At 72.1% G+C, this 11,008-nt stretch carries 11 protein-coding genes; 3 read left to right on the top strand and 8 right to left on the bottom strand.

What is annotated here, in order from left to right; genetic code table 11:
* Window positions 1-29: 29 nt before the first annotated feature.
* The gene (locus C1I93_RS23370; RefSeq protein WP_111245442.1) at window positions 30-359 is read right to left on the bottom strand and encodes a hypothetical protein; all 330 of its coding nucleotides are present in this window, start codon (window positions 357-359) and stop codon (window positions 30-32) included.
* A gap of 308 nt (window positions 360-667) precedes the next feature.
* Between C1I93_RS23370 and C1I93_RS23375 the strand changes: the two genes are divergently transcribed.
* Both C1I93_RS23375 and C1I93_RS23380 read left to right on the top strand, forming a co-directional pair.
* Complete coding sequence (locus C1I93_RS23375; RefSeq protein WP_111245443.1) at window positions 668-1,159, top strand: DUF3145 domain-containing protein; 492 nt, start codon at window positions 668-670, stop codon at window positions 1,157-1,159.
* Between the two features lie 52 nt (window positions 1,160-1,211).
* Complete coding sequence (locus C1I93_RS23380) at window positions 1,212-2,942, top strand: glycoside hydrolase family 3 protein (RefSeq protein WP_111245444.1); 1,731 nt, start codon at window positions 1,212-1,214, stop codon at window positions 2,940-2,942.
* Between the two features lie 17 nt (window positions 2,943-2,959).
* Here the strand turns inward: C1I93_RS23380 and C1I93_RS23385 are convergent, their stop codons facing one another.
* From C1I93_RS23385 to C1I93_RS23415, 7 genes are all read right to left on the bottom strand, one after another.
* Entirely contained in the window at window positions 2,960-3,616 is a 657-nt protein-coding gene (locus tag C1I93_RS23385) for a lipoprotein (RefSeq protein WP_223256335.1), read from the bottom strand.
* Between the two features lie 170 nt (window positions 3,617-3,786).
* Window positions 3,787-5,349 (bottom strand): amidohydrolase family protein, encoded by a 1,563-nt coding sequence (locus C1I93_RS23390; protein WP_111245446.1) that lies wholly within the window; start codon window positions 5,347-5,349, stop codon window positions 3,787-3,789.
* A gap of 245 nt (window positions 5,350-5,594) precedes the next feature.
* Window positions 5,595-6,821, bottom strand: coding sequence for a beta-ketoacyl-ACP synthase II (gene fabF, locus C1I93_RS23395; RefSeq protein ID WP_111245447.1), 1,227 nt, complete (start codon window positions 6,819-6,821; stop codon window positions 5,595-5,597).
* Window positions 6,822-6,823: 2 nt separating this feature from the next.
* Entirely contained in the window at window positions 6,824-7,063 is a 240-nt protein-coding gene (locus C1I93_RS23400; RefSeq protein WP_111245448.1) for an acyl carrier protein, read from the bottom strand.
* 84 nt (window positions 7,064-7,147) lie between these two features.
* A complete protein-coding gene (locus C1I93_RS23405; RefSeq protein WP_111245449.1) occupies window positions 7,148-8,092 on the bottom strand; it encodes a beta-ketoacyl-ACP synthase III in 945 nt (314 codons plus the stop codon).
* Complete coding sequence (locus C1I93_RS23410; RefSeq protein WP_111245450.1) at window positions 8,089-9,078, bottom strand: ACP S-malonyltransferase; 990 nt, start codon at window positions 9,076-9,078, stop codon at window positions 8,089-8,091. Before C1I93_RS23410 ends, C1I93_RS23405 begins: the two co-directional genes overlap by 4 nt.
* A 78-nt stretch (window positions 9,079-9,156) precedes the next feature.
* The gene (locus C1I93_RS23415) at window positions 9,157-10,497 is read right to left on the bottom strand and encodes a PucR family transcriptional regulator (protein WP_420811738.1); all 1,341 of its coding nucleotides are present in this window, start codon (window positions 10,495-10,497) and stop codon (window positions 9,157-9,159) included.
* Window positions 10,498-10,559: 62 nt separating this feature from the next.
* On the opposite strand from C1I93_RS23415, the gene C1I93_RS23420 reads away from it, so the two are divergent.
* The gene (locus tag C1I93_RS23420; RefSeq protein ID WP_111245452.1) at window positions 10,560-10,886 is read left to right on the top strand and encodes a hypothetical protein; all 327 of its coding nucleotides are present in this window, start codon (window positions 10,560-10,562) and stop codon (window positions 10,884-10,886) included.
* Window positions 10,887-11,008 lie beyond the last annotated feature (122 nt).

The raw sequence follows: 11,008 nt of genomic DNA on the forward strand, positions 1-11,008 counted from the left end.
GTTCGGGGTGGTGCGGGAGGTGGGGGGGCTCAGGCTTCGAAGACGCCGGCCTCGACCAGGCGCTTCTCGGTGGCGTCCCAGCCGTCGCCCGGGTGAGCGGCGTTGAGACCGTTGATCTCAGCCCGGATCTTGGCGGCGTGACCGGCGGCGGCCAGCACCCGGATCTCCTCGACGAACGCCTCGGAGTCGGTACGCAGGTGCGCGGTCTTGCCGTTGGTCAGGTTCCGCACGTAGGCGTGCTTGCCGCCGTTGAGCGGGATGAGGTACTTGAACTCGCCCAGCACGCTGAGGGCGCCACCCTGGCCAGCCTGGCCGGCCCGGACTGACGCGCGCGCGGTCTTAGAGGTGTTGCTCGCCACGGAGGTACTCCTTGCAAGACGTACGGAGGACGAAACGTCCGGGGGCTGTGCGGGATGACACCAGGGGTGACCCCGCGAAGGCTTACGCGGCACAGGCCGCCGATGGAACTGTACACGAACCACGATCCCGGCTGGTCATCGCGGCGTCACGAGGTGGAACCGCGATCACCTGTCCGGGTATTTCCGAGGCACGGATTTTCCGATTCCCTGGCGTACCATCCGTCACACGAGTCATCATGTGTTCCAGCAACGGGCCCGGTCGGGCGAGGTCGTAGGGGAAGACGCACCTCGGTCTCCGGGAGGTCTCCGTGCCAACGCGTGGCGTCGTATACGTCCACTCGACCCCGCTCGCCGTGTGTTCACACGTCGAGTGGGCGATCGCGCGCGTCCTCGCCGCGCCGGTCAACCTTGAATGGACCGCCCAGCCCGTCGACCCCGGCGCCCGCCGGGCCGAGTGCGGGTGGTCCGGCCGCCCGGGAACGGGCGCCGAGCTGGCCGCTGCCCTCCGGCAGTGGCCCATGATCCGTTTCGAGGTCACCGAGGAACCCAGTCCCGGTGCCGACGGCGAACGCTTCATGTACGTCCCCGGACGGGGACTCTTCCGTGCCACCGTCGGTGCCGCCGGCGACATCCAGCTCGGTGAGGACCGGCTGCGCAGCATCATGGCCGCCGCCCGGGCGCCGGAAGCGCTCGCGCACGCCCTGGACAAGGCGCTCGGCAGCGCCTGGGACGCCGAGCTGGAGCCGTACCGCTACGCCGGGGACGGCGCTCCGGTGACCCTGCTCACCCGAGTGGGCTGAGAGCCTGCCCACCCCAGGGTCGAGTTGCCCCGATGTGCGACGGGCTGGTGGGATGGTCCGCGTGTCGACCACCACCCGGCGGGTCGCCGCCGCTCTCGTCACCGCGTCCGTGCTGCTCGTCACCGGCTGCACCGGCGCCGAGCCGCGCCCACAACCGGCACCGACCTCCGCCCCGGCGGAGTCGCCGCCGCCGTCGAGCGCCGCACCGGACGACCCGGCGGCGCGAGCCGTCGCCCTGGTCGCCGGGTTCGCCGACGAGGACCTGGTCGGCCAGGTGCTGATGCCGTACGCCTACGGCGATCGTGCGACGAAGGTCTCGCCCGGATCGGCCGCCGGCAACCAGGCCCTGGCCGGCGTGGACACGCCCGCCGAGATGATCGAGAAGTACCGGCTCGGCGGGCTGATCCTGGTGGGCTTCAGCGCCGACGACCCCACCCAGAGCAACCAGGAGACCACGAACGTCGACAACCCGAAGCAGGTCCGGGAGCTGACCACCGGGCTGCAGGAGGCCGCCGGCAAGCTGACCGCCGGGCCGGCGGGCTTCCTGATCGGCACCGATCAGGAGTACGGCGTGGTCACCCGGATCACCGACGGGGTGACCATGCTGCCCAGCGCGCTCGGTGCCGGAGCCGCCGGTGATCCCGCACTGACCGAGGCCGCCTGGCGGGCCGCCGGCACCGAGCTGGCCGCGATGGGGATCAACGTCGACTTCGCGCCCGTCGCCGACGTGCTCGTCACCCGCAGCACGGTGATCGGCTCCCGGTCCTTCGGCGCCGACCCGAAGCGGGTGGCGGAGCAGGTCGGTGGCGCCGTACGCGGCCTCCAGGCCGCCGGCGTGGCCGCCACGCTCAAACACTTCCCCGGGCACGGGCACAGCGCCGTCGACTCGCACGAGGACCTGCCCGTGCTCGACCAGTCCCGCACAAAGCTGGCGGCCGAGGCGTGGCCGCCGTTCAGCGCGGGCATCGACGCCGGCGCGCTGGCCGTGATGTCCGCCCACCTCGACGTACGCTCGGTCGATCCGGGGGTGGCCGCGACCTTCTCGCACAAGCTGCTCACCGAGGTGCTCCGCGGCGAACTCGGCTTCCAGGGCGTGGTGATCACCGACGGGATGAACATGGCACCGGCCAAGCGGTGGGGCCCGGGGGAGGCCGCGGTCCGCGCGCTCAAGGCCGGAAACGACCTGATCCTCATGCCACCGAACGTGCGTCAGGCGTACGACGGGCTGCTCGCCGCGTTGCAGGACGGCTCGTTGCCGCGGGCTCGGCTGGTGGAGGCCGCCACCCGCGTACTGACCATGAAGTTCACCCTGGCTGGCGCGCCCACGCCGGAGCTGTCCACGCTCGACGCCCCGGCGCACCGTGACGCGGCCCGCGCCCTGGCCGCCGCCGCGGTGACCGTGCTGCGCGGCCGGTGCGACACCACAGCCGTCCAGGGCCCGGTCACGGTCACCTCCTCCGGCGGCCGGGAGCACACCCGGGCCGCGTTGACCGAGGCGCTCACCGCGGCCGGGGTGAAGGTGGTGAACAGCGGCGGCACCGTCGTCCACCTGGTCGGGTACGGCGACGGCGCGGCAGACCTGCGCGCCGACGCCGCCGTCACGGTGGCCATGGACACCCCGTACGTGCTGGCCCAGGCGTCCTCACCGACGCTGCTCGCCACGTACTCGTCGAGCCGGGCCTCGATGGCCGCGCTCGCCGACGTGCTGGCGGGCAAGGCCGCTCCGGCGGGACGGTCCCCGGTCAAGGTGTCCGGGCTGCCCGCCACCACCTGCAAAAGCTGACGCGCCGGGCGCTGCGGTCAGGCCGTGGCGGCCAGCGTGTCGCGGGCCAGCCGGTACGCGGGCACCAGGTCGAGCGGCTCACCGAAGCTCGTGCTGCTGACCTCCACCAGCACCGTCGCCTCGCCGGTCCGGACCGCCAGCGCCCACTCCCGGACGTCCTCGTCGCGCAGCTCCCGGTGGCTCAGCCAGCTCGCCTCGACCACGTCGAGGTCGCCGACGCGGGACTGGCGGTACTGCGGCTCGGTCACCTGCTCGCCGTCGCCGACGAACGCCTCCAGTGCCTGCCGGGCCGCCACGTCCGGGCCGTCGGCAGTCCACACCCGCAGGAAGCCCGGCGTGACCGCACGCCCGTCCACCTCGCAGCGTAAGGTCGCGCCGCCCCGCCGGGCCAGCGCCTCGGCCAGGGCAGCGGCCACCTCGTCGTCGGGATCGGGGGTCTCCACCGCCGCCGCCCGCCACCCGTCGGCCAGACCGAACGTCACAGGCAACGGACAGGGCGCTGCGGCACCGACCGTGCCGGCCGCTCCGGCCGCGGTCACCTCGTCATGCCACGGCGCACCCGTCGCACTCGCGTCCGGCCCGCCGGTCGCTTCGCTGCCGTCAGCTCCGGCGTCGCCGCAACCGGTCAGCAACCCGGCGGTCAGTGCCGCCACCGCGAGCAGCCGTCGTGCCACGATGTTTCTCCCCCGTTTGTTGATCCATGATGGTGCTCAGCAAAGCGGTACACCCGCTGGCGGTCAAGTTCGCTCAGCTGCTCACCGCCGAGGTGCCGACCGGCGGCAGGTCGAGCCGGCAGAAAGTGAGCCCCTGCCGTCGCGGTGACGGCAGGGGCTGCGGCGAGGGGTCAGAACTTCGGCGGGGTCGTGGTGGTCGGGGTGAGGATGCCACCGGCCCGGGTCCGCACGGCGTGCGCGGCGGCAGCCGCATTGCGGACCACCTTGTCGGTGTCGTGGCTGACCATCGCCCGGTTGCGCTTCACGATCCGGCCGTCGATGAACACGGTGTCGATGTTCGCCGGGGTGGCGGAGCGGACCACCGTCGACTCCAGGTCACCGAGGGGCGCGATGTTCAGGTCGTCGGCCCGGATCAGGATGATGTCGGCCCGCTTGCCCGGGGTGATCGACCCGGTGACCTGGTCCAGGCCGAGGGCTTTCGCACCGTTGATGGTGGCCATCTCGATTGCCTGCTTGAACACCACGGGCGGCAGCGACGCCGTGTCGCTGCCGATCCAGGGGATGCCCAGATTCCACGCCACGTTCATCGACTCGAACATGTTGATCGGGGCCAGGGAACTGGCGTCGAAGGAGAGCGAGACGGTGATCCCGGCGGCGAGCATGCGCAGCAGTTGGCCGTGGAACCCACCGGCGGTGCCCAGCCGCAGTTCGGAGTGGACCGAGAAACTGACCGGAGCCCCGGTACGGACCATTGCCTGCCGATCCGCCTCGTCGAACGGCAAGGCGTGGCAGAGCAGGAAGTCCGGCCCGAGGAAGCCCTGCTGCTCAAGATCAGCGGCGCGTACGGCGGTGGTGGGCCCCTGCCCGGAGTGCACCGACACGGGCAGCTTGCGCTTGCGTACCTCCGTCATCTCGGCCAGGAAGGTAGCCGGGGTCCCGGGACCGCGGAGGTTGACGCCGAGATGCACCAGGCCGTCAAAGGGCGACTTCGGCCCGAACCAGGTGCCACGGACCCGGTCGATGTCGGCGAAGTCGATCAGTTGGGTGGCGGGTTGGCCGTCGCGGTGGCCGTAGGAGTAGCGGGCCCGGACCAGACCGTCGGCGTGCGCGTGCAGTTCGGCGTCGGCGTACGCCGGTCCGCGCACGTTGTGCGCCCAGTTGTTGACTGTGGTGATGCCGGCGCTCGCGCACTCCACCAGCCCGAGTAGGACGCTGTGGTAGAAATCGTCCGGCTGGTAGGCGGCGACGGTCGCCGACTTCGCGGCGAAATACTCGAAACCGGTCGAGACAAAATTGCGGCCCAACGCGCTCCACATGTGGTAGTGCGTTTCCACGAAACCGGGCATGGCAATCATTCGGGAGGCGTCGATGGTTTTCGCGCCGCGTACCTTGAGGTTGGATCCGACCTGGACGATTCGGCCGTCCTTGATTTCGATGTCGGCCCGGGCCTGGTTGCCGATGGTCGGGTCCACCGACACCAGTGCCGCCGATGTGATGAGGTAGTGCCCTCGTTCCGGCCGGCGGACGGACTTGCTCGGGGTATGGGGGCCGGGACTCGCGGCTGCGGCCGAGGCGCCGGTCAGCAGGGTGCCGGTGGCTGCCGCGCCTGCTGCGGCGAGCAGCGTCCGGCGCCCGATGAGGTGAGTCGGAACGGGGCGCCCACAATCGTCGAAAAGTGGTGTTCCAGCGTTGCTGAGATGCTCCGGTTCAGTGGAGCCTTGCGGTCCTGTCATGGGTCGGAAAGTAAGAAGACTTGGTTTCCGGTGATGGGCGAAACCGTGACCGGCAAATAACACGGTCTGCCGTATTCGAAAGATTACTCTCGGCGGTTGTCAAATGTGTCCGGAGCGGCGCCCAAGGTGCCTTTTTCGGATTCGTCCTCATGCTACGCAGCGGAGCCGGCACCTGACCGAAGCCGGAAACGACGGCACCCCTGCCGGCGCCGCGGGTGCGACGGCAGGGGTGGAGAGACCGCAGGTCAGACGCGGGTGAAGACGAGCGCCACGTTGTGACCGCCGAACCCGAACGAGTTGTTCAGCGCGGCGGGGATGTCCAGGTGACGAGCCTTGTTGGCGGCCACGTCCAGGTCGAGGTCGTCGTCCGGGTCGTCCAGGTTGATCGTGGGCGGCACCACGCTGTCGCGGATCGCCAGGATCGTCGCGATCGACTCCAGCGCGCCGGCCGCGCCGAGCAGGTGCCCGGACATCGACTTGGTGGCGGTCAACACCGGATGGTCACCGAGCGCGTGGTGCAGCGCCTTGATCTCGGCCAGGTCACCCACCGGGGTGGAGGTGGCGTGCGCGTTGACGTGCACGATGTCGCTCTTCGCCACGTCCGCGTCGGCGATCGCCTTCGCGATGGCCCGTACCGCGCCCGCACCCTCCGGATGTGGTTGCACGATGTCGAAGCCGTCGGAGGTGATGCCCGAACCGGCAAGCCGCGCGTACACCCGGGCACCCCGGGCGGCGGCGTGCTCGGCCCGCTCCAGCACCACGATGCCGGCGCCCTCGCCGAGGACGAAGCCGTCGCGGCCCTTGTCCCACGGCCGGGAGGCCCGCTCCGGCTCGTCGTTGCGGGTCGACATGGCCCGCATCGAGGCGAAACCGGCGATCGGCAGCGGGTGGATCACCGCCTCGGTGCCACCGGCGACCACCACGTCGGCGCGACCGGCCCGGATCATGTCCAGGCCCAGCGCGATCGCCTCCGCGCCGGTGGCGCAGGCGCTGGCCACCGAGTGCACGCCCGCCTGCGCGCCGAGTTCCAGACCCACCCAGGCGGCCGGCCCGTTGGGCATCAACATCGGCACGGTGTGCGGGGAGACCCGGCGGGGACCGGACGCCTCCAGGATGTCGTCCTGGGCGAGCAGGGTGACCGCGCCACCGATGCCGGAGCCGATGCTCACCCCGAGCCGCTCCGGGTCCAGCCCGGAGTCGACCAGGCCGGCATCCGCCCAGGCCTGGTGGGCGGCGATCAGCGCGATCGCCTCCGAACGGTCCAACCGGCGCAGCTTCACCCGGTCCAGCACGGCGGCCGGATCCACCGCCAGCTGGGCGGCGATCCGGACCGGCAGTTGCCCGGCCCACTCCTGGGTGAGCGCACTCACCCCGGAGCGACCGCTGAGCAGAGCGTCCCAGGTCGACGCGACGTCCCCGCCCAGAGGGGTGGTCGCGCCGAGCCCGGTGACGACGACGTCGCTACGACTCATGATCAGGACTGCGCTTCGATGTAACTGACGGCGTCCCCGACGGTCTTCAGGTTCTGCACCTCGTTGTCCGGGATCTTGACGCCGAACTTCTCCTCGGCCGCCACCACGACCTCCACCATGGAGAGCGAGTCGACGTCCAGGTCGTCGGTGAAGGACTTCCCCTCGGCCACGTCGTCCGGGCTCACCCCGGCAACCTCTTCGAGGATCTCGGCGAGGCCGGTGGTGATCTCGTCACGGGTCATTGCGGTGGGTTCCTCTCATCGGGTTCTCTCGACGGCGGCGACGCCGCCTGTCGCTCCTGCGCCACCAGGGCGCCGCAGGGGGTCTCAGGGACAGCGGACGACCTGACCGGCGTAGGTCAGACCGCCACCGAAGCCGAACAGCAGCACCGGCGCGCCCGAGGGCACCTCGCGACGCTCGACCAGCTTGGACAGGGCCAGCGGGATGCTGGCCGCGGAAGTGTTACCGGACTCGACGATGTCCTTCGCGATGATCGCCTGAGGGATGTTCAGCCGCTTGGCGATCCCGTCGATGATCCGGGAGTTGGCCTGGTGCGGGACGAACGCGGCCAGGTCGGCCGGGTCCACCCCGGCCCGCTCGCAGGCCTGCAACGCCAGCGGCGCCAGCGCCGTGGTGGCCCAGCGGAACACCGCCTGGCCCTCCTGCTTGACGTACGGGCGCCAGCCCTCGATGCGTACCGCGTCGCCGCGCTCCGGCACCGAGCCCCAGACCACCGGGCCCACGCCCGGCGCCTCGCCCTCGGCGGCGGCGGTGACCACCGCGGCGCCCGCCCCGTCGGCGAAGATGATGCAGGTGGAGCGGTCGGTCCAGTCGGTGAACTCGGAGAGCTTCTCGGCACCGATCACCAGCGCGTTGCGGCTGGCGCCGGCGCGGATCGCGTGGTCGACGGTGCCGAGCGCGTACGCGAAGCCGGAGCAGGCGGTGTTGACGTCGAACGCCGCCGGGGCGTCGATGCCCAGCTTGGCGGCGACCCGGCAGGCCACGTTCGGGCTGCGGTCGACCGAGGTGCAGGTGGCCACCACGACCAGGTCGATGTCGGCGGCGGTCAGTCCCGAGTCGGCGAGCGCCTTCTCGGCGGCGGCGGCGGCCATGTCGGCGACCGTCTCGCTGCCGGCGATCCGCCGGGTGACGATGCCCACCCGGTCCCGGATCCACTCGTCGTTGGTCTCCACCAGCTGGGCGATCTCATCGTTGGTCACCACCCGCGACGGCTGGTAGTGCCCCAGGGAGAGGATCCTGCTACCGCTCATGATGAGCCCCCATGATTGGTCTCGACACGAGACGCGTTCGGACTGAGCTTGGGTGATGCTGCGTCGTGACCGCCCAGGCGGGCGATCAGGTCCCGTGCGGCGGGCAGGTCGTCCGGGTTGTTCAGGGTGACGATCTCGGGCAGCCCGGTCGCCTTGAGTTCTCGTTTGATCATGCCGCTGAGCGTCCCGGCCGGCGGCAGCTCGATCACCCCGGTGACACCGAGGTCGGCCAGGGCGGCCATGCAGAGGTCCCACCGGACCGGTGCGGTGACCTGGCGGATCAGGCGCTGCACCAGCTCCCGTCCGTCCTGGACCGTGGAGCCGTCGAGGTTCGACAGCAGGACCCGGGTCGGGTCGCCCGGGGTGATCCCGGCCGCCGCCTTGGCCAGCGCCGCCTCCGCCGGAGCCATGTACGGGGTGTGGAAGGCGCCGGCCACCTTGAGTCGGATGATCCGGGCCCGGGTCGGTGGCTCGGCGGCGAGCTTCTCCAGGCCGGCGACCGCACCGGCGGCCACGATCTGGCCGGTGCCGTTGTGGTTCGCGGCGTACAGCCCGTGCCCGCCGATCACCGCGAGCACCTCGTCCGGGTCGCCACCGAGCACCGCGGCCATGCCCGTCGGTTCCAGCGCACACGCCGCCGCCATCTCCCGGCCGCGTACTCCGGCCAGGGTGATCGACGCCTCCGCCGGCAGGACGCCGGCCAGCGCCGCCGCGCCGAGTTCGCCGACGCTGTGCCCCGCGGTGAGGCCGACACCCTCCATCGGCAGGTGCTCGGCGGCGAGCAACGCGGCCGCGACGAGCAGTGGCTGGGTGCGTGCGGTGTCCTGGATCTCGTCGGCGTCGGCGATGGTGCCCAGCCGCACCAGGTCGACACCGGCCAGCGCCGACCAGGCGCGCAACCGCGCCTCGGTGCCGGTCAGGTCGAGCCAGGGAGTCAGGAAGCCGGGCTTCTGTGAACCCTGGCCGGGACAAATTACGGCGAGCACGTCTATGACTCTCCCGGATACCCCTCGGTTGCGCTGTGCCGGGTGACACCAAACCGCACTAGAACCTTTGGCGGGATCCTACAAAGATTGGTGTTGATCGTCATTGTTCTGTGATCTTTTGCCGGTCGCTGGACCCAATGTCGGGCTCGGCACCACCGGATCCAGCCGACCCACCGTCAGCGCGACCCGCAGGGCGAACGCGTCCCGGGGCGTCAGCGGGCTGAAGCCGGTCACCTCGGCGATCCGCCGCAGCCGGTACCGCACGGTGTTCGGATGCACGAACAGCGCCCGGGCGGCGCTCTCCAGCGTGCCACCGGCGGCGAAGAAGGCGTCGAGCGTCTCCAGCAACTCACCGCTGGCGCGGACCAGCGTGGCGTACACGTCGTGCCGCAGTCGCCGGCGGGCCTCGGCGTCGCCGGCCAGCGCCCGCTCCGGCAGCAGGTCACCGGCGTGCACCGGACGCGGCGCGGCCGGCCAGGCCGGCGCCGCCCGGTAACCGGCCAGGGCCGCCCGGGCCGACTCGGTGGCCTCGTCCAGGCTCGGCACCGCCGGACCGACCACCACCGGCCCGGTGCCGAACGCGGTGAGCAGCTTGCCGGTGGCCGCGACCGGGTCGGCCGCCCCGCCCAGGACGATCACCAGCCGGTCGCCGTGCACCCCGCCGATCACCTCCACCCCGATCCGGCGGGCCTGGCGGTAGACCGTGTGCAGGACCACGGAGACCTCACCGCCGGGCGACGGACCGACAGCCACCGCCACCGGCGGCGCGTCCGTCCAGCCCAGCGCGGCGGCGCGGCTGGCCAGCACGTCCGGGGAGTCGCCGCGCAGCAGCGCGTCCACCAGCAGGGCCTGGAGGCGGGCGTCCCAGGAACCGCGGGACTCGGCGGCGCGCGCGTACACCCGGGCGGCGGCGAAAGCGATCTCCCGCGAGTAGCGCAGCACCGCCTCGCGCAACTGTGGCTCCTCGCCGGGGGCGGCGAGTTCGCCCACCTGCTCCTCGACCACGTCGATGGTGACCTTGATGAGCGCGACGGTCTGCTCCAGGGTGATCGACCGGGCGAGCGCCTGGGGCGCGGTGGCGAACACCTCGTCCGAGACCTCCTGGGTCCCCTCGGCGGCCCCGCCGCCGGCGCTCAACCACTGCACCAGGGAGCGGGCGCCGGCCTGGGCCACCACCATCACCCAGGAACGCTGGTCGGCCGGCAGTTCCCGGAACCAGGGCAGCGTCTCGTCCATCCGGCTCACACTGGCCGTGGCCAGCGCCCCGGCCGCCCGCTCGATCCGGCGCAGGGTGGCCGAGAGCTGCGTACCGCCCGATTCACTCACCCATCCAGCCTGACATGCCCTGACCTGGCGCTGTACCGCAGCGTCGCCCCGGCGGACCGGGTACGCGCTGCGTGGCGCGTCGGGGTCGGCCAGTACGGTGGCAGGGCACGCCGGGTGGGCACCGGCGGCGAAGGCGAGAAGGTGAGGAGGGGCCGATGGCGTACGGGGAGGCCGAGCAGGGTTGTGCCCGAGCAGCCGAGCCCGGAGTGCCGCGACCCCGCGCCGGGGAGTCGGCCGCGCCGTGTCCGTCCGCCCCCGATCCGGTGGCGTCACGTCCCTCGATCGCCGCCGAGGCGGGTGCGCCGCGTCCGGGTGCGGTCGACGCCGTGGGACCGCAGCAGTCCGCCACCCCGGCCGAACCTGAGGTCACCGCCGGCTGTCGTAGCCTGTTGCCCGGCTGGGCCGGCGCCCACCGGCACGGCGCGGTCCGTCCGGCGCACCGGTCCGTCCGGCGCGACCGCCCACCACGCCGCTGGTGCTGACCGCGTCGCCGCCCTGCGGTGCGGGTTCGCGCGGGCGGTGCGGGTTCGCGCGGGCGGTGCGGGTTCGCGCGGGCGGTGCGGGTTCGCGCGGGCGGTGCGGGTTCGCGCGGGCGGTGCGGGTT

The organism is Micromonospora endophytica (assembly GCF_003236305.1).
GTDB classification, from domain to species: domain Bacteria; phylum Actinomycetota; class Actinomycetes; order Mycobacteriales; family Micromonosporaceae; genus Micromonospora; species Micromonospora endophytica.

What these genes read in the sequence shown, in the direction of transcription:
- fabF (WP_111245447.1), bottom strand. Translation starts at nt 6,821, where the DNA reads ATGAGTCGTAGCGACGTCGTCGTCACCGGGCTCGGCGCGACCACCCCT.
- C1I93_RS23405 (WP_111245449.1), bottom strand. Translation starts at nt 8,092, where the DNA reads ATGAGCGGTAGCAGGATCCTCTCCCTGGGGCACTACCAGCCGTCGCGG.
- C1I93_RS23400 (WP_111245448.1), bottom strand. Translation starts at nt 7,063, where the DNA reads ATGACCCGTGACGAGATCACCACCGGCCTCGCCGAGATCCTCGAAGAG.
- C1I93_RS23380 (WP_111245444.1), top strand. Translation starts at nt 1,212, where the DNA reads ATGGTCCGCGTGTCGACCACCACCCGGCGGGTCGCCGCCGCTCTCGTC.
- C1I93_RS23390 (WP_111245446.1), bottom strand. Translation starts at nt 5,349, where the DNA reads ATGACAGGACCGCAAGGCTCCACTGAACCGGAGCATCTCAGCAACGCT.
- C1I93_RS23420 (WP_111245452.1), top strand. Translation starts at nt 10,560, where the DNA reads ATGGCGTACGGGGAGGCCGAGCAGGGTTGTGCCCGAGCAGCCGAGCCC.